This window comes from Pseudomonas sp. AN3A02 (genome assembly GCF_011765255.1).
Classification (GTDB): Bacteria; Pseudomonadota; Gammaproteobacteria; order Pseudomonadales; family Pseudomonadaceae; genus Aquipseudomonas.
The window spans coordinates 916,546-942,020 of record NZ_JAARNI010000002.1; the positions used below are offsets into that span (position 1 = coordinate 916,546).

The window sequence follows — 25,475 nt, forward strand, 5'->3', positions numbered from 1 at the left end:
ACCAGCCGTCTCTCTTACCGTGGAGTAAACCTTTGTCCCAACCCGGCGAAAACCACCAGCTAGCCCTGGACAGATTCCTGAGCGAACACCCTGCCCTGGCCGAAGAACTGAATACGTTGAACCCCCTGGCGGCGCAGGCTAAAGGGGAAACCATGGAGCAGTACCGCGCCGAACGCCTGCATGAAGCCTTCGAGGCAGAAGCCGAGCAACAGGGCTTGTTTGCCTGGGAGCTGACGCTGAAATTGACGGCGCATTCCCCTGCGAAGTTCGAGGCCCAGCGCCTTGAGGTGCACAAGGAAGTGGCGCAGATGGCGGGCTTGAGTTGGGCCGAATATTGTCAGTTGCATGACTTGCCCGAGTAGAACCAGCGGCTAAAACACTGGCGGGGATCGCTGAGCGCTGCATGCAATTCTTCAGGGGTGATCACCCTGCGCTCTGGGTCGATCGCCAAAGCCGTGCGTAACGCTCGCCAGCAATGGCGAGGTAATTGCCCGGGACGGACCGGTCTGTCACTGGAGTGGCGCCGTCCTTGGGCCAATTCGTACAGTACACAAGCCACTGCATACAGATCGGCACTGGCCGACAGTGCTGCGCCGGCCAGCAACTCCGGCGCGGCGTACGCTGGCGTCCAAGCGTTGAAACGACTGCGACTCAAGCCTGGCGGCCCCGCCGAGGCCTGTCCGCAAGCCTGACCCAGACCGAAATCAAACAAACGCAGCCCGCCCTCTCCTACCATCACATTGCCGGGTTTCACATCCCCGTGCAGCACGCCCTGCTGATGGCTATGACGCAACGCATCGAGCAATTGCACGGCGATGCCTTGCCACTCTCGCCACGGCAAGCCACCGGGGCGCTCCAGCAGCAGCCGATCCAGAGTCATGCCCTGAAGCAGTTCCATGGTGAAAAAAGCGATCTGACAGGGAGCGTCTACTTCAAACGAAAACACCCGCACCACCTGCTCATGCCGAAGGCTGCGCGTCAGGGCAAACTCGCTGTAGAGCAGTACGTGGGCGTCTGCACATTCACGAATGGCTTCACCCAGCACCTTGATCGCCACACTGGAACGCGACTCACCAAACTGTTCGTGCAGCAGATCCCGGGCGCGATAGACCACGCCCATGCCGCCAGCGCCCAGCACTCGTTCGATAAGGTATCGCCCGGCCAGCAACGCAGGTATCCCGTCGCGCTGCGGGTTGCCCTGCGCCCGGGCGAAAGCAAAGTGGGTCAACGGGCGACTGGGCATAACCTCAAGCCCAGGCTTATCGTTCATGACTGCACCACCACAGCGGTCAGGTTGTCGCGGGCGGCACCGCGCAATACGCCGGCGAACAGTTGGTCCAGAATCCGCTGTGGGTTTCCCAGGCTCAACGCCTGCCCCAACTCACCATGGCTAAGCGCCTGATACAGGCCATCACTGCACAGCAGAAAGACATCTCCTGACAGAGTCCCGAGTTCCAATACCTGCGGACTCAATGGTTCCCGCGAGCCGATGGCGCGGGTCAGCGCCCGCGCATCGGGGTGCGCCTTGGCCCGCTCCAGGCTCACCCGCTGGTCAATTAACTGCTCCAACAGCGAATGGTCCCGCGACAGCTGGTACAACGTCTGCGCTCGCCACAGATAACAACGACTGTCACCCGCCCAGACACAGGCAGCGCGATCGCCCTGAAGCAGCAAAGCCACGACCGTGCTCCCCATGGTGCGATCACCACCCTGGGCGCTGACCGTCAACTCTTCACCCAGCCGCCGATTGAGCCATTGCAGGCAACGGCGGGTCGCCTCGACCCGTTCGTCGAGGCTCCCCTGGCCGGGCAATAACGCCAGGCTATCGACTACCAGTTGGCTGGCGACATCCCCTGCCTGATGCCCGCCCATCCCGTCTGCCACGGCCCAGCAGCCCTGCCGAGGACAATCGAGAAAGGCATCCTCGTTGCGCGACCTGAGCTTGCCACGGTCCGTACGGCCAGCACTGCGCCAGCGATCCTGACCTCGGTTCACAGCTGCTCCGGAAGGCGAAAGGTACGCCACTGCGCGATCTGAAACGGATTGGGCGCGCGCCGGCTGGTCAGCAGGTAGTTGGCGCGCAAGCCTGCCAGGTCAGCCTTGAGGATCAGGACATCCTGCCCGCTGGAGGGCTCGCTCTGCATCAGGTCGAACAAGCGGAACAGGGACCAGGCCCCGGTATTTTTTTCGAGCCCCAACGCCCGCTCGCTACCCCGCTCCAGCACCAGGCTGCTGCGACCATTTTCAGCCTCGGCTGGCCACTGCATCGCCATCGGGACAATCGGCCCGTGCCGGTACTCCATCTGCTGGCCGCCCAAACGCAAGACCGCGCGACTTACCGAAGGGTCCAAACTGTAGGGCGCGACGGTGAAACGAACCTGCAAGCCACCCGGTTCATCCGCAAAAAAACCGCGCCTGATCACCTGCGCCTTCGCTTGCTGGTCGAGGAACGCCCGGGACATCGGCAAGCTGCGCCCATCCAGGCTGCGCAGCCTGTAGCGACCGGCATCGGCGCTGACAAAAGGCTTTAGATAGCTGTCAAAAAATCGCGCCATTATCCCCCCTGGCTTGAAGAACTCCTGAAAATCATCAAGGGAGACGTCGCTGCTGGCGTGGGCATTGAACGGATAACGTTGCTTGATCGCCTTGGCGTAAAAACCATATACCTCACTCTGATAACGCTGGTTCACATGGCGATAAGCTTGGTCGAGCAGGCGGCTCCAATGCTCGTCGGCCAGTCTTTCAAACCAACCCGCCAGCGGCAACGGCAAACGGGCGGCAACGTTACGCAGATGACTCAGTGCATCCTGCTGGCCTTGGGTCCGACGCTTTGCCATGTCGAAGGCGACCGGCTCGGGCGAGCCTTCGCGATTCAAGGTCGCCAATTGCAGGTGCAAGTCATTGAGTGCCTGCAGCGCCTGGGTCAACTCGGTGCCTGGGTTCTCGTGGCTGTCCAGCAACTGGTGCAAGGGCTCGAAGCGGCGTTGCATGGCGCGCCGTGCCATGTCGGGCAATGTGTCGGCCAATCCGCCCCGGACGTCGACGGCAGCAGTCTGCGCAACCTGCAACAGCTCTGCCCCAGGGACGGGCAGTTTGGCAGCCAACTCATCCAGACGCTCGTTGACCGATGGCAAACGCGTGTTTTCACGAACCTGTTGTAACAGCTGCAACAACGGCGACTGGGCTGACGTCAGGCTGGCGATTTGCTCGGCGCCTTGCCTGGAATTGTCAATCTCGCGCAGGCGAATTCGTCCAATCGCCTCGCTCCAAGCCTCGGCATACTCGCTGAAGTAGCGTTGCTCAAGTTCCATCATCAACCGCCGCAAGTCCATCGCACTCAGGTCGGCCCCCTCCCCCAGCACCCAGTTGTCCTGGACGATGGTGTTCACCAGACGCGCGCCCTGCGACTCGAAATACCGCAGGTACTTGCGTGTATAAAATCCCGGAATGGGCTGGTCGCCACCGTCAAACACCAGCCCGTGTGCAAGGCGCAACGGTTCAAGGCCGCGGGCTTGTTCACGCAGCACGCGGTACACCACATCGACCAGCGATTCGCCCCGCAACACGTGCCGCGCGTGGGCCACCAATTCGCTGTCGAGCGGGTATACGAACGGCTGTTCAAGCAAGTGCGCGAAGTGTTCATTCAAACGACTCTGCACGGAGGGCTCACCGGCAAAACGCACAGACCAATGCCCCGCCACCCGCTCGCGCAGCCAGCCGACATCCCGACGCTCCCGCAGGTTGAGCATCAGGTACGCCCGGAGGTTGTCCAACAGCCGCTCGCGATCTTCCAGGCTGCCGCGAACCTGCTCTTGCAACATCTCGCCGACCTGGGACAGCAGCAGTTGATCCAAGGCGTGCTCATAGGCCTGTTCCAGCACGGGGCGGCTGATAGTGCCTTGGTACAACCCAGCCCGTTCAACCAGTCTGGCTTCGCCTTGAGCAGGGAAAACCCGCGTGGCCGCCAGGCGGCTATCGAGCAGCGGCAGAAGCGCCACGGTAGCGTCCGATCCGGGCTGCACGGGCGCGGGCCGTCGCACCAGATCCTGAAGTTGCTCCAGGCGTTGATGATTGAAAGAGTAGCTATGGGTCCAAAGCAGGCCCGCCGCCCCGACGACCACTAACGCGCTCAGGCCCAGCAAACCCTGGCGCCAGCAAATGCGACGTCGCTCCTGGCTATCGAGGCCCGCCAGATCGGCTTGCGCCAGAATCACCCGGCTGAACAAGCCCTGGATAAAGTGCGGGCGAAGCTCAAGTGGTTGCGGGCCACCGTCCGCACTGGTCAAGTAGAAACCCCGAAAGCCGTTGCTGTGCTGATAACGCGGGCCGCAGAACGCAACGTCGATATACAGGCTCAGACGCTCGCCAATTCGAGCCGCCTGATGAGGAAAGTCGAGCATCCGACCGCGCAGGTCGCTGTTGCGCTCCTGATGGAGTCGCTGCACAAGCTCACCACTCAAGCGCTGAAGCAGCGCTTCAAACGCCTGGCGTACCTGGCCAGTATCAATCCCGTCCTTGCCGGGCGCGATAGATTCACCAAGCACCGCATCACTGCCCTCTCCCAGTGGACGATCGAAGAACTCCCCAAACCCCGACAACCGGTCGGCCTGAGTCACCACCAGGTAGATGGGCACATCCACATGCAACGTCTGCCGGATCTCCAGCAGCCGACTCTGGATTGCCCGCGCATCATTCTCCAGATCACGTTCACTGCCATGGAGCAACGTATCCATCGACAGCGCCACCACCACACCATTGAGCGGGCCGGTGCGGCGCCGCGCCTTGAGCAGGCCCAGCAGCATCGACCAACCCGCGCCATCCACCTGGCTGTCAGGCTGGCTGACGTAGCGGCCAGCAGTATCGAGTAACACCCCGTCTTCGGCGAAGTGCCATTCACAGTCACGTGTGCCACCGCCTTCCGCCGTCACCCTTGGCTCGCCCCGATCCTGGAGCAACTGCAACCCACTGGCCGCCAACATCTGGGACTTGCCACTGCCCTCCTTGCCGATCAGCAAATACCACGGCAACGCATCGCGCCCACGCGGGCTGCGCTCGCCATAAATGCTGGAGTTTTTCAGGGTGTACAGAGCGTCCTTGAAGCGAGCGCGCAGTTGCCGCTGCTCGTTTTCCACCAGACCTTTGTGCGGGAACGACTGAACATTATCGACCTTTCCTTGCCGGGCAATGCTGCGCCAATTGGCGTACACCATCGCCAGGCCCCACAACAAGAACAGCCCGCTGATCGTCAGCAAGCGCGCCGCCGTCGTTTGCCAGAATCGATAATCATCGACGGCCAGCAATGGCCCGAAAAACCACACGGCCACCGCGATCGCGAGCACCAGCAACAGGCTCCAGACCCAAATCCTGCCCAGCACGGTGCCCGCGCTCCTGAAGAATGCGTTCATGTGTTGCTCCCTGCGTTAGAGGGGCGCTCGGGTAATATCCGGCGCCACAAGTTGATACGGTTGCAGCGCGGTCTCGCGCTGCTGGCCCAGTACCCAGGTAAACCCCGCATGCAGGGTTAACAGGCTGGAGACGACAAACACCGCAATCCAGGTGACCGGCACGACCCTCAGCCGTTTTTGGGGCTGCTGTTCCGCCTTGGGCGGCGGTGCGCAGGCAGGCCGGGAGTCGCCCCGCACATGCCGGATCTGCCGATACAGCGCGTCCCGAACCTGCTCTAGCTGCAACAACCCACGCTCCATGACCCGGTATTTGCCCTCGAACCCGAGTGACAGGCACAGGTACATCAGTTCCAGCATCGCCAGGTGCTTGATGGGGTCCCTCGACATACGCTCAAGCAGTTGAAAAAATTTTTCGCCGCCGAAGGTTTCGTTGTGAAAGCTGCTCAGCAGGCTCATCTTCGACCAATCGCTCTGGCTGCCCCATGAGGTGGTGACCACGGCTTCGTCGATCACGCTGCACAGCACATACCGCGCCGCCATCACCTCACTGCTCTGCGCACCGTCATGCCGGGCGCGCGTCTCGAACAACCTGACCGCGGATGACAGCCGTTCGTTGAGCGCGCGCAGGCTTTCCTGAGCGGTGCTGCGCTTGAGCTGGACCACCTCGGACAAGAGTGCCGACGCAGGCGCAACCAAACTGTTCAGGCCAACCTTGAAGTGCTCCACGCCCTGCAAGCGGGCGGCGTAAATCATCCGGTCTTCCAGTTGTTCGAAGCGTGGCGGCGATGCGAAGTCGGTTATCGGACCCTGCGCCGGCCCGCGCCCCTGTCGATCGAGCAGGATGGTTTTTTCATCCTGCGGATATTCCCTGTCCATGGTCTCAGTTCCTGATAGCCCAAAATTTCAGTTCCAGTTCGGCAAAGTCGCCACTGACGTGTAAGGCAAAACCTCCCGACTGCTTCAACTGCTCGATGTCCCGGGCACTGAGTTCGAGCATGAAATAGGTTTTTGCGGCATGAAACGGTATCTGTCGGGGAGCCACCGGCAGCGGCTTGACCTTGATGCCCGCCAAATGCAGGTTGACCAATTCGCGAATCCGCTCCACAGGCCCAACCTTGAGGTGCGCCGGAAGCCGGTGGCGCAGCTCATCGGCCTCACAATGGGCACTGGCGGCCAGAACGAAGGTCGCCGAACCCAACAGATTGAGATCGCTTACCGGGCACACCAACACCCCGTACTGGCGGGGCTGCAGCGCCAGCTCAATGGCATGCTGCTCAAGCACCATCGACAGCAGGCCGCGAATCGGCTCCATCAAGCCGCGAAAGCTGGCGCCCTGGTCGCTGTGCCGGTAATGCCCCTCGAAGTGCGCACGCTTGCTGTCGCTGGCAAACGTCGCGAGCTCACCCAGGATCGACAGCAATGTTCGATACAGCGCCTCAGGGCTGACCTGGCTCAGGCCCAGGTAGTGACGCAAGACCAGTTCGGTGCGATTGATCAATTGCAGCATCAGGAAGTCACCGACCTCCGCGCCGGCGGCGGTGCCGTTGACGCGAATCCGTTCGGCGATGGCATCCCCCCGGCAAGCGAGCAGGCTGATCACCTCCTTGAGGCAAGACAGCAGGTAACTCGAGCCATGCAGGTGAATGAAGGTCGGGATAAAATCGGCATCCAGGCTCACACCCTCTTCGGTGCAGTTGAGCACCTGGGCAACCTTGAGCTTCACGTAATGCTGGTCGCTGTGCTGCTCTCCCAGCAGCAGACGAAAATCCAGCTGCCCGCACTGTATCTGACGAAGGGAATCCTCCCCGGCGTTGGAGTCGCTGACGTCTACCGCAAGGGTCTTGTAGCGCGCCACTACATCGACCTGCTCCGGGCGACGGGCTTCAACGCAGTGACTCGTGGCCAACGGCAAGGCCAGGTATATCGCCTGTTTTCCGGTATTCACTGGAACCTCCAGCACCAGCGACTCCATGGACCCACCCAGTTCGAACAGGCTGCCGTCCGGCAATATTCCACTGGCCTGATTCACCACGACCTTGCCCATGTTCAAGTATTGCAGATCGATTTCCAGGGCCAGGAAGCCCCAGCCGTGGGCGCACAACAACTGGGTGCGGCGCTTGAGTTGCTGATCGTGGTAACGATCGTTTTGCTGAAAATGCTGAGGGCGCAGCAACATGCCTTCCTGCCAGATGACTTTTTGGCTGTGCATGTCAGTCGCCCGCCTTGGCTGGTTGCGGGTTCACCAGCCGAATACCGGCCTGATCAAGGACCAGTTCGGCGCGCGTCAATCGCTGCGCGGTCACCGGCAACACATAGCGCCATTGCGAGTGGGGCAAATCACGATACGCCGCCAGCACGCCGACATAGCGACTGCCTGGTTCTAGACTGAGTTTGAGTGTGGAGTGATCGCCAGGGCGCAGCTCCAGTTCTTCGAGGTTCACCAGGTCTTTGGGCAAGGCTTGCTCTGCATGGCCGTAAAGGCTGAAAAAGTCTGCATTCTCAAAAGCCACGGGGTGTCGCAGTTCCATCAGGTGCACCACGATCGGCGATGGGCGACCATGGAGATCGGGGTTGACCTGCTCACTGGCCGTCAGTGTCAGGTCCACCTTGGTCAGCTTCGAAAAGGGCGACAGGGCACAACCACCCAGCAAACCCATCACAGCGCACAACAATGCAACGACGACTCGGGACATGAAGATCATCCTGGATAACGGTGAAGGGTTGAGATCAGACGAATCTGCTCTTCATAGGCCTTGGTGAAGTCGCTGCCCAGCAGGCCCTCGCTCAAGTGCTCGTCCTCGATCAGCGCCTGGTAGTGCCGCTGATACGCACGCCAGTAGGTGCCACACCGAGGAATCAACGGGGGCTTCGCTTGGCGCTCGAAACACAGGCGCAAATGACTGGGAGCAAAGGCCGCCAGCGCCCCGCGCAGCGCCGCGCGGCAGGCCACCAGCAGAGCCACCTGGTGGGCCTGCATGTCACGGTAGGCTCGTGTGACGAACATCTCGGCGGACACCTGCCCCAACTGCCCGGCACCCAACAGCAATCCCAAGGCTGTGCTGACGTCGACGCAGTCTTTAAGCGGATCGGGACTCTGGAGCGGTGTATGGGTAAGTGATAGATTCAACTCGCGTTTAAGCTCATTGCGAGTACTCAGGCTCTGTTGCAATCCCTCCGTCATTTGCCTGAGCAGCCCCGCCGCCTTTATCGCCAACACCTCTCTTCCTGGCTCATCAAGGGTGTCCAGATCGATACCCAGGGCCTGCGCAAACGCAGACCAAAATGGCTCTGAGCCTTGAGTTGGAAGTGGCGATGGAAGGCTCGGCCCCACCCTACGGGCAGGCTCCACAAGTTCGGGAACCGTCAGATGATCCCGGTCTGCCGCTGCATGGTCCGTCCACCGCAATGCCTCGTGATTGGCCATGGTCAGCGCGGCCAAGTCTTGCGACTGGTCCTGAAGCTGTCGCTCGCTGGCCAGTGCCTGCACCGGATCCAGCTCAAGAAATGCATCATCGGGAATCAGCGTGGGCAATCCGTCATGGTCCGGCACCGTCGTCGGGCTGACCAGCCGTGCGCGAATACTCAGCGGCCCTAGCTGAAATATCATGCCGTCATCTACCGGATACTCCTGCCCCACCCGCAGACGCTCGGCGCTGCCTGCCAGGCGGGTTCCATTACTGCTGATGTCCGTCAGGAAGTAACGGCCGTCGCGATAGCTGATCACCGCGTGACGACTGGAAACCTGGCGGCTGGCGTCAGGAAGGGCCCAGTCACAACTGGCCCCACGGCCTACGACGCCGCCAACGCCGTTAAAGGTTTTGCGCAGGGCCGGCGCCCGTCCTTGCCCTGCAGGGCATACTTCAAACACTAGTTGCATGTAGGGCTCCCCTGCGCTCACTGGCCACGACCGGTAGACTGGGGATCGCCCAGCGGGCGGTAGTCACCGTCGTCAAAGACATGGTTGGTGTTACAGCCACTCAGCAAAAACAACACAAGCATCAGGGCTTGCCACTGACTAACAGGCATCAGATATCTCCCGGAATTTAAGGGGCGCGTCATTCAGCACTCCCCCTTGACGTCGCCAAAAGGAATGTCCAGGCGTGCAAGGCGGTACAGCAGCGTGCGCCGGGCGACACCCAACTCACGGGCCGTGCGCGTTCGGTTGCCACGGTTTTTGCGCAGGCAGTCGATCAGGACAACCCGCTCGACCCGCTCCATGCGCTGGCGCAGCGTCGCGTCAACAGCCGGCGCAGTCAGGCCAGGCGACAGCGACAGGTGCGGCGGCAGGATGACTTCGTCGTCGCACAGCAGCACCGCCCGCTCCACCATGCATTTAAGCTCGCGCACATTGCCGGGGAAGCTGTGGCTGGACAGTTGATCCAGCGCCGCACTCGACCAGCCCACCGGCGCTCGACCCAGCATTGCGCAGGCCTTGTCTGCGAAATGCCGGGCCAGTTGCAGCACGTCACCCTCGCGCTGGCGTAGCGCTGGCAACTCGATAGGAAATTGCGCCAATCGGTAATAAAGGTCTTCGCGAAAGCTCCCTTCAGCCACCATGCGGGTGAGGTCCCGATGGGTCGCCGCGAGGATTCGTACGTCGACCCTGTGGGCCGTATTGGCACCCAATGGGCGAATCTCGCCTTCCTGCAGCACCCTTAACAACTTGGCTTGCAGTGACAGCGGCATGTCACCGATTTCGTCGAGCAGCAGCGTGCCGCCGTGGGCGGTGTCAAACAGACCGGCGTAGTCTCTTTCGGCCCCGGTGAACGCGCCTTTGCGGTAACCGAACAATTCACTTTCGAGCAAGCCCTCGGGAAACGCAGCGCAGTTTTGCACCACAAATGCTTTGTGGCTGCGCGGCCCGGCAGCATGAATGGCCCGGGCGACCACTTCTTTACCTGTGCCGGTCTCCCCTCGCAGCAATACGGTGTAGGGGCTATTCACAACCTTGCCGATCAGACGGCACGTCTCGTCCATCGCCGTGCTGTTTCCTATCAAGCCATAGGCACTGGTGCCGGGCGTGCTGCGAACCACTTTCAACGCACCGGGAGCCCTATGCATTCGCCGCAACATGGCCAACTGATTCAAGGCAAAACTACCCAATTGGCCCAGGGAGGGGCCGTAGCCAGCCAGTTCCGTCGTGCGTTGGCTGGCACACAACAGCATTCCGGACACCTGCTGGTGCTGCCCGAGCAGTGGCACGCACAGCAGTGATTGCCAGGGCGATGCGGCCGCCGGCAGAAATCCCGTGTCATACAGGCTGCCACGCAGCTCGGTGAGGTGGAGGACACGGTTGTGTTCCAGAACGTATTGCAACAGTTGCTCGCTCTTGAAGTCCGCTCCCGGGTTCGCAAGGTCACCGGCCGGCAATACACCCGGCAAGTGCTGGGCAACCAGATCGAGGCGGCCATTCGCTTGATCGAGCAGGTACAACTGGCTCAGCTCGCAACCGCTCAACAACGCGGTGCCTGCGGCAAGGTTTTCGGCCAATGTCGATTCGTCGCTATCAATACCTAATCGGGTGAACCACCCCAGCAAGGCCGCGGCGTAATCCAGCGGGTTCGGCAACTGGGTAAACAGGTTGTCCGCCATCAGCTGAACTCACAAACGACAGTGCCGCTGGGATCAAGCCTGGCATGAGCGAACTGCAGCGACTTGCCAACGGCCATCGCATTCAGCAACCGATCCACCACCTGCGGCAACAGGTTTGCCTCGATCCATTGATCGATAAACCTCGCGCCACTTTCGCCGTGGCTACAGCGCTCGGCCATGTGTGCGACCAGTTCCTCTGCGTGACTGAACGTCAGCTTGCGCTGAAGCAGGCGCGCACCCAGGCGCTGAAGTTTGTTTTCAATCAGTTGATGCAGCACCACGCCCGCCATCGGGTAATACGGGACCACGCGCATACGGGCCAGCAACGCCGGTTTGAAATGAGCGGTCAGCACCGGCCGGATAGCGGCGTGCAGGGTCTCGACCTCCGGTTGTTGCCCTTCGGCGCAGAGCTCAGTGATACGTTGGCCGCCCAGATTGGAAGTCATCAGGATCAGGGTGTTGCGAAAATCGATTTCACGCCCTTCGCCGTCATTGGCTACGCCTTTGTCGAACACTTGGTAAAACAGGTTCAAGACATCCGGGTCGGCCTTCTCGACCTCGTCGAGCAGCACCACGGAGTAGGGTTTTTGCCGCACGGCCTCCGTCAGCACGCCGCCCTCTCCATAGCCCACATAACCCGGCGGTGCTCCGATCAGTCGGGACAGGGAATGTTTCTCCTGGTACTCAGACATATTGATCGTGGTGACAAACCGCTCACCGCCGTACAACAAGTCAGCCAGGGCGTGGGCCGTTTCTGTCTTGCCTACGCCGCTGGGGCCTACCAGCAGGAATACACCTACGGGAGCATCCGGCCTGTTCACACCGGCGGCGACAGCGCGCAGGCAGCGATCCAGGACCTGCACGGCGCACTCCTGACCGAGGATGCGACCGCGTAAATCATCGGCAAAACTCAGGACCTTCGCACTGTGTTCACGGGCCAATTGTTCCAGTGGAACGCCGGTCCAGGCGCTGATCACCTGTGCCACCAGCCGTGGGCACACTTCAAAACTGACCAGCCGCTGCTGGTGCTGTATGGCCTGCAACGCTTGGTGGGCCTCAGCCAAAAGCCGTTCAATGGCTTCAATGTTTTCGCCGCTGTTACGAGCGTCGACCAGTTGCTGGCGCAGCGAGAGCATCTTGTGGGCCAGGTCGCATTGGCAGGTCCAGCGTTGTTCAAGCCGTGACTGTGCGACCTCGACTTCTTCCAGTCTCTGTGTGAGTCGTTGCAACGCCGGTTCATCGATGGCCAACCCCGCGTCGGCGTCCCGGCGCACGGCGAGTTGCTGACGCCTGCCCTCGGCCAGCTCGGCGCGCAGGCGCTGCAGTTCGTCTGGCGCCGTCACCAGGCTGATGCGCACCCGGGCACAAGCGGTGTCCAACACGTCCACGGCCTTGTCAGGCAACTGGCGTCCGGCCAGATAGCGAGCACTCAACTGCGCGGCGGCAACCACGGCATCATCGCGTACGTAGACGCCGTGACTGGCCTCATACACCGGGGCCAACCCACGCAAAATGGTCACCGCCTCCTCTACTGTCGGCTCGCGCACCAGCACCGGCTGGAAACGCCGCGCCAACGCAGGGTCTTTCTCGAAGTATTTCTTGTACTCCGACCAGGTCGTGGCAGCGATGGTCCGCAGCTCACCCCGCGCCAATGCCGGCTTGAGCAGGTTGGCAGCATCGGAGCTACCGGCCTGGCCGCCTGCGCCAACCAAGGTGTGGGCCTCGTCGATAAACAGAATGACCGGTTGCAGCGAGACGTTGACCTCGTCGATCAGGCCCTTCAGGCGCCGTTCAAACTCACCCTTGATGGTGGCACCGGCTTGCAGCAAGCCCATGTCCAAGACCAGCAGACGCACGTCCCTCAGCCCCTCTGGCACTTGCTCACTCACGATTCGCAGGGCCAGGCCCTCGACTATTGCGGTTTTTCCGACACCCGCCTCGCCCACGAGAATGGGGTTGTTCTTGCGCCGCCGCGCAAGGGTATCGATCATTTGGCGAATTTCGTGATCGCGACAGAGTACGGGGTCGAGCTTTCCGTCCCGAGCCTGGCGCGTCAGATCATGGGTAAAGCGCTCCAGTAATGAACGCCCCACTTCAGCGGGAGGCATCCGAGGGCTGTCACTCAAGAGAAAATCGAGCACGCGTTGCGCATCAAGCTTGCTCAACACCGCCTGATAACGGCTGCCCGCGTGCTGCAGCGGGTGGCGCAACAAAGCGAGCAACAAGGCACCGTGTTCCACTTCGCTTCGCCCAAGCTCCAGGTGGGCGACCAGCAAGGCTTGTTGCAACCATTGCACCAAGGCGGGTGAAAACACCGGATTACGGGAGGCGCTCTGGTCAGTCCTGGGTTGCAGCACTGCATGCAACTCGCCCACATCCACGCCCGCATCCTGCAGCGCACGCATCAGTACAGCCTCCGGATGCTCCAGGAGAGTCAACAGCAGGTCTTCCACCAAGACCTCGCCGCCGCCGCGAGTGACACAACGTTCGGCGCAGCGTTCCAGATCGCGCCGTGTGGACGCCGTCAATGCCTGGATAAGTTGTTGCAGGTCCACATTCATCATATTCATCAATCCCTAATGAGTTTTACTGGCCAAGGTGACCACACCGTCGGCTCGCTCATGCCCCAACCAACTGGTCCAGCCCAGGCGGCAGACGTTGTGCTCACCAATGTGCAACGGCCGAACCTCTCCCTCTGCCAACACCAATCGCACGTCGTACTCCAAGGGGTCCCGGACGGCGAAACGCACCAGCGCACACAGCGGTTCATAACCTGACCCGGTGGGCAAAAAATCATGAAACCGCTCCCACCCCAGTGCCAGCACATGGACCCTGAACATCCCGCTGCGATCGATAATCCGGTCGCCCAGCACCAGGTCAGAACCCAGCGTGCTATAGCTGCGACCAAGGTCATTACGCTGCTCTTGGCCGATTACCACCGTGCGCTTGACCCATTGCTCGATGACCAGCCGACTGTGCTTGAAGTAATAACGCAGCACGGTCTCGATCAGTGCGGCGGAGTGCGCACGCAGACTGAGCAGTCCCAGGTAGGGCAACAGACGCTTCCAGTTCAGTTGGGCGCCGCTGCGAATCGCGCTGCCACCCAGACCTACCAACGCGAACATCTGCTCGGAAAATGGATCGCAGGCGCCCGTTTGAAAGCTCGCCTGATAACGGTATTTCCGCCAGATCGGCACTATCAACCGGTGCAGGCGATGGTGAAAAAGATCCAGGAAATCACGCGTCGAATTACCGCCCACTGCGTCGGCAAAGGCTTGCTCACCATAGAACGCTGGCAGCGGTGACCCCGTACCAAACAGCCCCAGCACATTGAGACGAAGGCGTGCCCGCAAATGGCCGTGCTCGACAAAAAACTCCACGCGGTCAATATCGTTGCCGGGAAACCCGAAGCCAGGATTGGCCTGGAACTCCAGTTGGTCGTACAACGCTTCCTCGTCAAGCGAGGGGTGCGCCTCGCGCAAACGCTCGATGATCTGCGCGACCGCCTGAAACACCGAGTACTCGCGAATCATTCGGGACAGTGCGGTTAAAGCAGGGGCTGCTGGCCCATGCGAGGTGGCCATAGGTACACGTCTCCTTGTGTGCTGATCACTCGCAGTTCGTGATACGAGTTGAGGCTGGCGTAAAGTGCAAAGAACTCATTGAGTACCGAGGCAAAAACAAACACGTCGCCCTCCCCCAGGTAACCTTCTGGATCGATGGTGAGATCAACCCGCAACCCGCGAAATGGCAGGCCTCGGTGCAACCGGTCCACAGGCTGGTGACTGATCGACTGGAGTGCGCCCAACCGTCTCCGGCTGACCTTCTCAACCTGGCGGTCGTGATAACGCGGCAGGTCGTAGGTTTCGAGGATCACTCTCAAGGCGTTGATATCGGTCAATGACAAATAGTTGAGCGACATATTGCTGATCAGTCGCCACAGGAAGTCGCTGTCCAGAGGAGGCGAAAAACTGGGCGTTGCGGCTGTGAGGTTGCGAAACGTCAGAAACTCGGGCGTCTGCTCGCAGGCCTGGTTGATATCCCCCACCTGCAACAGGCGCGGCAGGTTGTGGTTGGTACAGGTCAGCTCAACCGACAGGGTTTCCTGATCATGCCCCTGGCGTTGGTCGAAACTCAGCCAGGTGTCCATTCCGGTATGTTGCAGTGAAGGTCGCAGGCGAACGCCATAGCTGGGCGACCCGCTGCCAAAATCATGTTCAAACGACTCGAACGGTACATATTCCTGATAACCCAGGCCTCCCGGCCGCCATCCTGTGACTTTGTCGATGGAAAATATGCCGCAGTTACCCCGGGTGTATTCGCCAGGCAACAGCAGGTATTCGTCCTGCCTGCCGTCCAGGCGTATTGGCACGCTATCGTGCTTGAACAGATTGACGATGGGCGTGCAATACAGCTTCACGTTGTCCAGGGTCGGCGTCAGTCGTTCAAGGCCGCGGCCACGCATGTTGAAGCGTAGCGCCAGGCCGTGCACCTGCTTGAGCAGGTCAACGGGCAACCCTTTGAGCACATCCAGACCACCTACATCGACAAACAGGTATTTGTCGGGGAAGGCGAAATACTCCTGCAAATGGCGATAGCCACGGAAGGTATTCAACGGGTAAGGGATCAGTGCCTCCTCTTCGGAAAAGCCGACTGGGCTGATCGCGTTACTGGACAGACGCAATGAGGTAGCCTCGCCATCAGCGCCGATAACCGGCTGCCCGTCGCGTCCCAAAGGCACTAACTCGAACCCGTCCAAATGACGCAAAAGCCCAAGGTAAAGCGCCTGGCTGAGGGGCTGCTCCCCCGCTAGATGCAGACGCAAGCAGTCCAGTGCCAACTCGCTGAAGTTACCCTCGGCCGTCATTTCCAGACGCAGGCACAGCAAAGCGCCCTCGCCCTGTACCGAGTACTCCAGGGCCGCCAGTTGCAGCGGTAAAACCTGCGTCGGGTAACAGGTACGAAAACGGCAACGCTCACCGTTGATGGCAATGCTTTCCACCGGTGTATCCCGCTCGACCCTGATGGCAGGCCCTGCCCGCTTGAGCGGGTCAAACTGCAGCATGCTGAACGCCGGCAGCGGCCGCATATAGTTGGGCCACAGCAAATGCATCAACGAGTGGCTCAACTCCGGCAACTGGTCATCAAGCTTCTGACGCAAGCGACCCGTGAGGAATGCAAAACCCTCGAGCAACCGCTCCACATCCGGATCCTGTCCGGCCTCCCCCAGAAACGGTGCGAGTGCCGGGTTACGCTCGCAGAAGCGTCGCCCCAACTGCCGCAGCGCACTCAGCTCTCCCTGGTAATAGCGATTAAACGACATCCGGTTTGACCTCAACCTGTGCGCCGTGAGCCAGGCTTGCGCAGAAAGCGACTGTTTGCGTCAAGCCGTCGACCTCCATTGCACCTTCGATGGAAAACGCCAGGGTCAACGGATCACGGTCCTGAGGTATTGCCCTGACACATACATCCTTCAGACGAGGTTCATAGGCCTGGATAGAGCGCTCAATCAGGAAACGGGCCTGGATCAACGCGTCATGCAGGCTGAGGCGCATGTCGTTCAGATCAGGCAACCCGTAGTCCGGGAGCGTCTGTACGCTGCCCACACGGGTGCTGAGCATTTTCGCCAAGTGGCTTGCCACGGACTCCACGGCACAGCCCTGCGGGCTGCGCCCCACGCCGGAATCCAGGCGTTCGAACAGGCTGCGGTTTTGGGTAATCACGTGGCTACGGCTCATTCTTTGTCGAGCTTGCCGACGAGAGACAATGTGAAGTCCGCCCCCATGTACTTGAAGTGCGGCCGAACGCTCAGGTTGACGCGGTACCAACCGGGCTCTCCGTCGACATCGCTGACTACGATACGTGCCGCCCGAAGCGGGCGACGTCCACGCACTTCGGCGCTGGGGTTATCCTGATCGGCTACGTATTGGCGAATCCACTTGTTGAGTTCCAGTTCGAGGTCGGTGCGTTCCTTCCACGATCCCAGCTGTTCGCGCTGCAGTACCTTGAGGTAGTGGGCCAGTCGATTGACGATCATCATGTAAGGCAACTGGGTGCCAAGCCGGTAGTTCAGCTCCGCGACCTTGCCCTCGGCGCTGATTCCAAAGGACTTGGGTTTCTGCACCGAGCTGGCGGAAAAGAACGCCGCATTGTCGCTGCCCTTGCGCATGGTCAAGGCGATGAAGCCTTCTTGCGCCAGTTCGTATTCGCGTCGGTCGGATACCAGCACCTCGGTAGGAATCTTGGTTTCGATCTCACCCATGCTGTGAAAGTGATGCAGCGGCAAGTCCTCTACCGCGCCACCACTTTGCGGGCCGATAATGTTCGGGCACCAGCGAAACCGGGCGAAGCTGTCCGTCAAGCGGGTGGCGAAGGCATACGCCGTGTTACCCCACAGATAATGCTCGTGGCTGCTGGCCACATTTTCCTGGTAAGCGAAGGTCTTGACCGGGCAATCAATGGGATCGTATGGCGTCCTCAGCAGGAAGCGCGGAACGGTGAGGCCGATGTAACGGGCATCTTCGCTCTGGCGAAAGCTCTGCCATTTGGCAAACTGCGGCCCTTCGAAGTGGTCCTTCAGGTCCTTGAGGTTGGGCAGGCCGGTGAAGCTCTCCAGGCCAAAGAACCCTGGGCCGGCGGCCGCGATGAACGGTGCATGGGCCATGCAGGCAACGCTTGAAACGTACTGCATCAACCTGACGTCGGGCGCACTGGGCGAGAGGAAATAATTGGCGATGATTGCCCCTACGGGCTGACCGCCGAACTGACCGTATTCGGCACTGTAAATATGCTTGTAGAGGCCAGACTGGGTAACTTCCGGTGAGTCTTCGAAGTCATCCAGCAGGTCCTGGCGAGAGACGTTCAGCAGTTCGATCTTGATGTTTTCACGAAAATTGGTGCGCTCAATCAGCAATTGCAGGCCGCGCCAGGACGACTCCAGCGCCTGGAAATCGGGATGGTGGAGAATCTCATCCATTTGCTGGCTCAGCCGTGCGTCAATCTCGGCAATCATCCGGTCAACCAGGCGCTTCTTGACCGGTTCGCCCCGGTTCTGCGGCTTGATCAGTTCCTCGATAAATGCCGAGACCCCGCGCTTTGCGATGCCATAGGCCTCATCGTCGGCGCTGAGACGGGTCTGGGCAATGATGTCGTCGAGAATGCTGTATTCATCAGTTGCGGGAGCGTGCAACGGGCTTTGGCTGGTAGTCATAGTGTCAGTGTCCTTTTACTGAGTGAGTCATACGGCTGGGCTGCCCAGCCCCAATTCCGCCAATACCCGGGTGCGGGACTCGTCATCGGCGAGGGCGTTTTCAATGGCTTTTCGAAAGCTCGGTGTGTTGCCCAGCGGCCCCTTCAGCGCCACGAGTGCATCACGCAGTTCCATGAGCTTTTTCAGCTCGGGTATTTGCTCAACCAGATGCGCAGGGTTGAAGTCCTTCATGGAGTTGATCCTGACCTGGATCGCCAGCTCATCGGGTTCGGTAGAATCCTGGAGCCGATTGGGGACGCTTAAGGTCAAGCTCAAGGCTTGCTTGGCCAACACCTCGTCAAGGCTGTTCTTGTCGATGCCGACGGGCTTGCGGTCTTCGAGCTGGCGCGGGTCTTCGCGCTGGGTGAAGTCGCCAAGCACCAGCAGTTTCAACGGCAGCTCCACCTCTTCCTGCGCGTTGCCGACGGCGGGTTTGAACGTGATATTGACGCGTTCCTTGGGGGCTACCGAACCTTCTTTCGCCATGGTATTTCTCCTTTTTTTCGGGTGGCTCGAAAGCCTATTCAAGTACCGCTTCAAGATCGAAGTGGCATAGCCTGCGATGGACATCTTCCTTGCGCTCACGCACAGAATGGCTTTGCGGCAACACGTCACAACAGCCATGCAGGAGTTGAAGCACTTCAACCGCGAGTTCGGGCTCCCAGCGCTGCAAGCCTGATTGCTGCAGTTCGTGGTCCAGGTGCTCAAGCTGGACTTTGGCAAGGTCATGCTTGCCCGCCAGCACACACAACCTGGCCTGGCCTAGCCGCCAATGAAATCGGGCACGGTCGCCTGCGGCGCTTTGCAGGCCTTGCTTGAGCGACCGAACGGCCGCCTTGAAGCCATCCTTGCGCAGCACGGGCATGACGTCGTGTAATGCTTTGTCCCAAGGGGCAGCTTGGGCATCAAGTGCAGTCTTGGGTGACACCGGACCTTGCAGATGGCGGGTAACCTGCGTGTTGATCCAGCCCCGGGTGACGGAGTCGGCGAACGGTGTTCCATCGTGAAAGCGCAACTGCACGAGCCCAGGCAATCGTTGGAGCAACAAGGCGAAGTGCACTTCCAGCTCGGTCATGGCCAAATCGGCCTGAAGTGTCTGCAGGCACTCCCACACCCTGTACAACCCGTCAAACCAGAAAGGAGCGCAAGCCAGGCTGACCTCAAGCTCCAACAACAGGTCGGCGTACTGCCCTTGGACAAAGCGCTCCTGGTAGCGCTTGAGCTTGTCCGGCGCCGGGCCTCGCAAAGGCGTGACCTGCTCGTTGTCACAGTCCGGGAGGCTGGTGATCGTCAGCCAGGTCAACGTTCGGTTCAGACGTAGCGCGCGCAGGTCAGTAGCATTCTGGCGCTGCCACCAGGCAGACAAAGGCCGGGCATTCTCCTGCAGCGTACGCAGCAGCTTATGGGCATCCCTTTCGTTATCCACGACCGGCTCGGGCGCCAGCAGTTGAGTCGCTACCTGTGTGATCTGGGCGATCCCTGCTGCGATAACACTCGGTGGATCGCTCTCGGTTGTCTGCTGCAACCCGTCCGAGAGCCGCCTGCGAATCGGTAGCAACAATGGCGCATCTCCGCAGAGATGTTGAGTCCATAACTCATCCAGCCGGGTCAGGTGTTCGAGCATGCAGTGGAATAAGGGCCGTTGGTCCTTGAACGAAAGATTTTGCGCAAGCATCTGATCGAGGCGAGGGACCAGCCAACCAAATGCTGCACTGCGGGTGCGCGGTTTGCTTGGGTATACGACCGCCCAATGATGCTCACAGAGGTAGCGCAACAATCCGAGGCCTGCGAGCAATCCGGGGAAGGATTCGCGCTGATGCAATGCCCAGGTCAACCAGACCGCGACTCGCAAGTCCTTGGACTGTTGGCGTAACAAGGCCTCACTTTTTTCCACGACCCATTGCCAGTCAGGCTGACTGTTACCGTGCATTGAATGCGCCTTGCCCAGTTCGGTTTCAAGTGCCTCGTACTCAGTAGAAAAACGCATATCGGCGCCCGCAAAACTCTCTATCGAGTTGGGCGTCTGCGCAAGTTTCAGGTAGAAATCGGAAAGCCTGTCTGAATAAACCATTATGGGCCGCACTCTACTTCCCTGGACACATGAGTGAACTAACGGCAATTTAAGCAAACGTCAGAACACTGCTTTAAGTTCGTCTTCCCGGCGAGAAGAGTACGAACCTTATCCATGCAAAAGGCAATGTTCAAGCCACGAAGTAACGGTTAAGGAATTTCCTACAAAAATAAAAATTCGCCGGTGCGCAACAAGTTGCGCAACCCAAATAACGCGTACGACTATGTTTTATGTATCGCCCCGGCGAACAAGCCACGTATCAATACGCTGCAACTAACTGCACACCTCTGCGCAAACAAATACAACTAACTTCAGCTACAAACCAGCATCACGCCATAAAAGAAAACCAATAAAATCTTAACTCCCAGATTTCATTAGCTTTTGGACTTTCCGGCACGCTTCTTGATATCGAGTATTACCCAGTCGGCAAATCAGCCGACTGGGGCGACCTCATTTATCAGGCAAGGAAACCACTTATGCCAACACCCGCGTATCTATCCATCACCGGCGCCAAGCAAGGCTTCATTACGGCAGGCACGTTCACTAAGGACTCGGTCGGCAACATTTATCAGGAAGGCCACGAAAACCAGATTCTGGTGCAGGGGTTCCAGCACCAGGTGATCATTCCCCGTGATCCACAATCCGGCCAACCCACCGGGCAGCGCGTGCACAAGCCGCTGATGATCAGCAAGATATTCGATAAATCTTCGCCGCTACTGTTCAACGCATTGACCTCCGGGGAAATGGTCAAGTGCCGCCTTGACTTGTACCGCACCTGTTCAGTCGGCAACCAGGAGCACTACTTCACCATCGAGCTGGAGGACGCGATTCTGGTGGACATCCAGTCACGGATGCCCAACTGCCAGGACCCGACCAATGCGCACTTCACTCACTTGGAGGATGTGTATTTCACTTACCGAAAAATCCTATGGACCCATAAGGCATGCGGTACCACGGGCTCTGATGACTGGCGCAGCCCGGTAGCCGCCGGCTAAGCACCCACCGAAACAGACACGGCAAGGCCATGGACGGCGCCGTTTCTGTCGGTTACTAAACCATCGCCAATGGGTGCTTGCGCTTCGGCGCACCAAAAACCCGGTCAATCGCATCCAGGTCGTGCTCATCCAGCACCAGCTTTGCCGCCGCGGCATTGAGCCGAACATGCTCGGGCGTCACGGCCTTGGGAATGGCGATCACACCGTCCTGGCGCAATACCCAGGCCAGGGAAACCTGGGCGGGTGTGACCTCATGGCGACGGGCAATTTGCTTAAGGGTTGGGCTGGCCAACAGCTCGCCACCCTGGGCAATGGGACAGTAGGCCATCAATGGCAAATTATGCTGCTGCCACCAAGGCAGCAGATCGAACTCTATGCCGCGCTCTTCGATGTTGTAGAGCACCTGATTGGTGGCACAGACCGGGGACGCCAGTTCCTGCAGGTCGGCCACATCAAAGTTGGACACGCCCCAGCGACCGATCTTGCCCGCCTCACGCAAGCGCTCGAAGGCTTCCACCGTTTCTTCAAGGGGATATTGCCCACGCCAATGCAGCAGATACAGGTCGATGTAGTCGGTGCCGAGACGCCGGAGACTGGCTTCACAGGCTAGTGGAACGCCTTTGCGACTGGCATTGTGCGGGTACACCTTGCTGACCAGGAACACCTGGTCGCGCTTGCCGCGAATCGCTTCGCCGACGACGTCTTCGGCGCCGCCTTCGCCATACATTTCAGCGGTATCGATCAGGGTCATGCCCTCATCAATACCCAATTGCAACGCGGCGACCTCGGCGCTGCGTTGGCCGGGATTTTCGCCCATGCGCCAGGTCCCCTGGCCGATAACAGGGACGGGAACGCCGGCCAGATCAATGGTGCGCATGACAACCTCCTGATGAATTCGCGAATTAACAGTGTGGCACCGACTGGACAAAAGGGTTCAATCGAAGGATCGTGGCCCTTTCCATCCCAGCCAAACAAAGGACGCGCAATGCTGTTTGTGGTCATGCTTGGGGGCAAGCACCCCCGTGCGAAAATCGAAGTGCATGACGTAGTGTTCGCCGTGGCCGACACCCTGGAAGGCGCCTACCCGCAACTGCGCGAGGGCTGGTTTGGCAGCCCGAAAGGTGTGCATATCGATTCCTGGATGACGGTCGACGGCGTCGACGGCTGGAAAGTCCAGCTCAGCCACCTGGCGCCTAACGCCGGTGCGCCGCGCCTGTACTTCATCAATCTGGGCGGTTATGAATCGAACATCTTTGGCGAAGCCCACCACTACCTGCTGGTGGTTGCGCGCACGGCCAAGGAAGCTGCTGCCCAGGGCAAACGGCAGATGCTCCCGCACTGGACGCAATCTCATACCGACGGTGTGCTGGATATCGATGACTGCCTGCCCATCGACCTGGTAGACGGACGCTATATCCACCTGGAGCAAGGCGCTCACCGCCCGGTCGTCACGCGAAACGACTACATCGTACTGCCCTGACGCCTCCTACCCGAACGGGGTATGGCGCCCACCCGCTACCTGCCTGAAAGTGCAATCAGCCCCTCGGCCTGACAACAAGCACAATTTCAAGGTGGGTCCGCCATGCATAAAGCTGTTATCGCCCTGTTCAGCGCTGTCTTGCTTGCATTCACGTCCCTCAGCCAGGCCGCTGACGACCCGGGCAACACCTTGCGCATCTACAACTGGGCCGATTACATCGGGGAACACACCCTCGCCGACTTTGAGAAAGCCACCGGCATCAAGGTGGTCTACGACACCTACGACTCCTACGAAACCGTGCAGGGCAAGCTGCTCTCGGGGCGCTCGGGATATGACTTGGTGGTGCTCAACGCGTCACTGGTACCGCTGCTGATCAAGGCCAAGGCCTTCCAGCCCCTCAACAAAACGCTGCTGCCCGACTGGAACAACCTAGACCCGCTAGTGCTGAAAAGCCTTGAAACCCATGATCCGGGCGTGACCTATTCGGCGCCCTACACCTGGGGCAGCAATGGCGTGACCTACAACATCGACAAGATCAAGGAACGCATGCCGGATGCGCCCATCGGTTCCCTGGCGATGATCTTCGACCCCAAGATCATTTCGCGTTTTGCCGACTGTGGCATCACCTTCATGGACTCCCCTACTGACATGATCCCGCTGGCCCTGACCTACCTCGGCCTCGACCCCAACAGCGTGGCGCCCAAAGACCTCAAGGCCGCCCAGGATGTACTGATGGCGGTACGGCCGTACATCCGCAAATTCGATTCCAGCGGCTTTATCAACGGCCTGGCCAACGGCGAGCTGTGCATGGCCACTACCTGGTCGGGCGACTACGCCACTTCCCAGGCCCGGGCGGCGGAAGCCGGGGCCAAGGTCAACCTGGGTTACTTCATTCCCAATGAAGGCTCGCTGATCTGGTTCGATAACTTCTACATCCCGGCCGACGCCCCGCACGTGGCGAATGCCCACACGTTCATCGAGTTCCTCCTGCAACCGCAGGTCATCGCCGGCGTCAGCAACACCATTCACTACGCCAACAGCAACCTGGCGTCCAAGCCCTTTGTAAATGCGGAGATACGCGACAACCCGGCCATCTACCCGGACGCGGCGACGATGCAGCGCTTGTTCACCCAGAAAAGCCAGTCCCAAGCCGCCGTGCGCCTGATCACCCGTACCTGGAACGCCGTGAAGACCGGCAAGTGAAACCCAGCCATTGAAGGTAAATGCCATGACTCTGCCAAATCCTGCTTTTTTCGCCCAGTTCGACCACGAGCAACTGGACGCCGCCGACAAGGCGCATTACATGCACGGCTTCCATATGTTCGATGAGCACCGTGAGCAAGGCTCGCTGAACATCGCGGCCGGTGACGGTGCCTACATCTACGACACCACCGGCAACCGTTACCTGGATGCCGTCGGCGGCATGTGGTGTACGAACATCGGCCTGGGCCGCGAAGAAATGGCCGACGCCATCGCCAACCAGGTGCGCCAGTTGGCCTACTCCAACCCGTTCTGCGACATGGCCAACGTCACCGCCATCGAACTGTGCGCCAAACTTGCCAGCCTGGCCCCCGGCGACCTCGACCATGTGTTCCTGACCACCGGCGGTTCCACGGCCGTCGATACCGCCTACCGCCTGGTGCAGTTCTATCAGAACAGCCGCGGCAAGCATGAGAAGAAACACATCATCTCGCGCTTCAGTGCGTACCACGGCTCGACATTCCTCACGATGTCCATCGGCAACAAGGCCGCCGACCGCGCCCCCGAATTCGACTTCATGAGCGACCTGTTCCACCACATCTCGTGCCCCAACTATTACCGGGCGCCGGAGGGCATGAGCGAAGCGCAGTTCCTCGATTTCCTGGTGGATGAGTTCGAAGACAAGATCCTGACCATCGGCGCCGATAAAGTCGCCGCGTTCTTTGCTGAACCCATCATGGGCTCGGGCGGCGTGATCATTCCGCCGAAAGGTTATCACCGGCGCATGTGGGAAATCTGCCAACGCTACGACCTGCTCTACGTGGCGGATGAAGTGGTGACGTCCTTCGGCCGGCTGGGAAAATTCTTCGCCTCCGAGGAGGTGTTCGACATGCAGCCGGACATCATCACCACCGCCAAGGGCCTGACGTCAGGCTACCTGCCGTTGGGCGCATGTATTTTCTCGGATCGCATCTGGCAAGTGATCGGCGAGCCGGGCAAGGGCCGTTGCTTTACCCACGGGTTCACCTACAGCGGCCACCCGGTGAGTTGCGTGGCGGCGCTGAAGAACATCGAGATCATCGAGCGGGAAAACCTGCTGGCGCATGTCGAGGATGTCGGCGTGTACCTCGAACAGCGCCTGCAAACCCTGGCCAGCCTGCCGTTGGTGGGCGACGTGCGCTGCCAGCGCTTGATGGCCTGCATTGAGTTTGTCGCCGACAAACACACCAAGGCGCTGCTGCCGGACGCGGTGAATATCGGCGAGAAGATCCACCTGCGGGCCCAGGCCAAAGGTTTGCTGGTGCGGCCCATCGGTCACCTGAATGTGATGTCGCCGCCGCTGATCATTACCCATGCCCAGGTGGATCAAGTGGTGGAAATCCTGCGCCAGTGCATCCTCGACACCGCCGAAGAGCTGCGCCAGAGCGGCGAGTATCAGGGCCGATGAGCCTGGGCGCCCCGGTGCTTTTGCCGGGGCCCTGGC

At 60.1% G+C, this 25,475-nt stretch carries 22 protein-coding genes; 5 read left to right on the plus strand and 17 right to left on the minus strand.

The annotated features are described in order from the left end of the window. The first annotated feature begins 32 nt into the window (after nt 1-32). Nucleotides 33-362, plus strand: a complete 330-nt coding sequence (locus HBJ59_RS14005; RefSeq protein ID WP_076016289.1) for a DUF6388 family protein — start codon at nt 33-35, stop codon at nt 360-362. Here HBJ59_RS14005 and HBJ59_RS14010 read toward each other — a convergent pair. Genes HBJ59_RS14010 through tssA form a run of 16 tightly spaced genes read right to left on the minus strand, consistent with a single transcriptional unit; the run spans nt 338 to nt 20,317 of the window. Further along, nucleotides 338-1,270, minus strand: a complete 933-nt coding sequence (locus HBJ59_RS14010; protein ID WP_167663884.1) for a serine/threonine-protein kinase — start codon at nt 1,268-1,270, stop codon at nt 338-340. The two genes, HBJ59_RS14005 and HBJ59_RS14010, sit on opposite strands and share 25 nt — an antisense overlap. Then, nucleotides 1,267-1,995: a PP2C family serine/threonine-protein phosphatase gene (locus HBJ59_RS14015; protein WP_167663885.1), complete on the minus strand. Its 729-nt coding sequence runs from the start codon at nt 1,993-1,995 to the stop codon at nt 1,267-1,269. The genes HBJ59_RS14010 and HBJ59_RS14015 overlap by 4 nt, the downstream gene beginning before the upstream one ends. Beyond that, a complete protein-coding gene (gene tssM, locus HBJ59_RS14020) occupies nt 1,992-5,405 on the minus strand; it encodes a type VI secretion system membrane subunit TssM (protein WP_167663886.1) in 3,414 nt (1,137 codons plus the stop codon). The genes HBJ59_RS14015 and tssM overlap by 4 nt, the downstream gene beginning before the upstream one ends. Before the next feature lie 15 nt (nt 5,406-5,420). Beyond that, on the minus strand, nt 5,421-6,281 hold the full coding sequence (gene icmH, locus HBJ59_RS14025; RefSeq protein ID WP_167663887.1) for a type IVB secretion system protein IcmH/DotU: 861 nt from the start codon (nt 6,279-6,281) through the stop codon (nt 5,421-5,423). A gap of 4 nt (nt 6,282-6,285) precedes the next feature. After that, nucleotides 6,286-7,614: a type VI secretion system baseplate subunit TssK gene (gene tssK, locus HBJ59_RS14030; RefSeq protein ID WP_167663888.1), complete on the minus strand. Its 1,329-nt coding sequence runs from the start codon at nt 7,612-7,614 to the stop codon at nt 6,286-6,288. Nucleotide 7,615: 1 nt separating this feature from the next. Then, a complete protein-coding gene (tssJ, locus tag HBJ59_RS14035; protein WP_076016293.1) occupies nt 7,616-8,098 on the minus strand; it encodes a type VI secretion system lipoprotein TssJ in 483 nt (160 codons plus the stop codon). Between the two features lie 5 nt (nt 8,099-8,103). Continuing rightward, nucleotides 8,104-9,282, minus strand: coding sequence for a type VI secretion system-associated FHA domain protein TagH (gene tagH, locus HBJ59_RS14040; protein ID WP_167663889.1), 1,179 nt, complete (start codon nt 9,280-9,282; stop codon nt 8,104-8,106). 17 nt (nt 9,283-9,299) lie between these two features. Beyond that, entirely contained in the window at nt 9,300-9,431 is a 132-nt protein-coding gene (locus HBJ59_RS14045) for a type VI secretion protein TagU (RefSeq protein WP_076016295.1), read from the minus strand. A gap of 33 nt (nt 9,432-9,464) precedes the next feature. Further along, nucleotides 9,465-10,997 carry a sigma-54-dependent Fis family transcriptional regulator gene (locus HBJ59_RS14050; protein WP_167663890.1) on the minus strand — a complete coding sequence of 511 codons (1,533 nt, stop codon included), beginning with the start codon at nt 10,995-10,997 and terminating at the stop codon, nt 9,465-9,467. After that, entirely contained in the window at nt 10,997-13,561 is a 2,565-nt protein-coding gene (tssH, locus tag HBJ59_RS14055; RefSeq protein ID WP_076016297.1) for a type VI secretion system ATPase TssH, read from the minus strand. The genes HBJ59_RS14050 and tssH overlap by 1 nt, the downstream gene beginning before the upstream one ends. Nucleotides 13,562-13,573: 12 nt before the next feature. Next, nucleotides 13,574-14,581: a type VI secretion system baseplate subunit TssG gene (gene tssG / locus HBJ59_RS14060; RefSeq protein WP_076016298.1), complete on the minus strand. Its 1,008-nt coding sequence runs from the start codon at nt 14,579-14,581 to the stop codon at nt 13,574-13,576. Continuing rightward, the gene (gene tssF, locus HBJ59_RS14065; protein WP_167663891.1) at nt 14,545-16,320 is read right to left on the minus strand and encodes a type VI secretion system baseplate subunit TssF; all 1,776 of its coding nucleotides are present in this window, start codon (nt 16,318-16,320) and stop codon (nt 14,545-14,547) included. Before tssF ends, tssG begins: the two co-directional genes overlap by 37 nt. Continuing rightward, nucleotides 16,310-16,735: a type VI secretion system baseplate subunit TssE gene (tssE, locus tag HBJ59_RS14070; RefSeq protein WP_167663892.1), complete on the minus strand. Its 426-nt coding sequence runs from the start codon at nt 16,733-16,735 to the stop codon at nt 16,310-16,312. The genes tssF and tssE overlap by 11 nt, the downstream gene beginning before the upstream one ends. Continuing rightward, the gene (gene tssC / locus HBJ59_RS14075; protein WP_076016301.1) at nt 16,732-18,207 is read right to left on the minus strand and encodes a type VI secretion system contractile sheath large subunit; all 1,476 of its coding nucleotides are present in this window, start codon (nt 18,205-18,207) and stop codon (nt 16,732-16,734) included. The genes tssE and tssC overlap by 4 nt, the downstream gene beginning before the upstream one ends. A 27-nt stretch (nt 18,208-18,234) precedes the next feature. Next, nucleotides 18,235-18,732, minus strand: a complete 498-nt coding sequence (gene tssB, locus HBJ59_RS14080; protein ID WP_076016302.1) for a type VI secretion system contractile sheath small subunit — start codon at nt 18,730-18,732, stop codon at nt 18,235-18,237. Between the two features lie 34 nt (nt 18,733-18,766). Further along, entirely contained in the window at nt 18,767-20,317 is a 1,551-nt protein-coding gene (tssA, locus tag HBJ59_RS14085) for a type VI secretion system protein TssA (RefSeq protein WP_167663893.1), read from the minus strand. A 476-nt stretch (nt 20,318-20,793) separates the two neighbouring features. On the opposite strand from tssA, the gene HBJ59_RS14090 reads away from it, so the two are divergent. Further along, complete coding sequence (locus tag HBJ59_RS14090; protein ID WP_076016304.1) at nt 20,794-21,312, plus strand: Hcp family type VI secretion system effector; 519 nt, start codon at nt 20,794-20,796, stop codon at nt 21,310-21,312. A gap of 55 nt (nt 21,313-21,367) precedes the next feature. Here HBJ59_RS14090 and HBJ59_RS14095 read toward each other — a convergent pair whose 3' ends face one another. Continuing rightward, nucleotides 21,368-22,189, minus strand: coding sequence for an aldo/keto reductase (locus HBJ59_RS14095; protein ID WP_076016305.1), 822 nt, complete (start codon nt 22,187-22,189; stop codon nt 21,368-21,370). Nucleotides 22,190-22,297: 108 nt separating this feature from the next. On the opposite strand from HBJ59_RS14095, the gene HBJ59_RS14100 reads away from it, so the two are divergent. The 3 genes from HBJ59_RS14100 (at nt 22,298) to HBJ59_RS14110 (ending at nt 25,439) form a co-directional block, all read left to right on the plus strand. After that, nucleotides 22,298-22,792, plus strand: a complete 495-nt coding sequence (locus HBJ59_RS14100; protein WP_076016306.1) for a DUF1543 domain-containing protein — start codon at nt 22,298-22,300, stop codon at nt 22,790-22,792. Nucleotides 22,793-22,894: 102 nt separating this feature from the next. Beyond that, entirely contained in the window at nt 22,895-23,995 is a 1,101-nt protein-coding gene (locus HBJ59_RS14105) for a polyamine ABC transporter substrate-binding protein (protein ID WP_167663894.1), read from the plus strand. Nucleotides 23,996-24,020: 25 nt separating this feature from the next. Continuing rightward, a complete protein-coding gene (locus HBJ59_RS14110; RefSeq protein ID WP_076016308.1) occupies nt 24,021-25,439 on the plus strand; it encodes an aminotransferase in 1,419 nt (472 codons plus the stop codon). Nucleotides 25,440-25,475 lie beyond the last annotated feature (36 nt).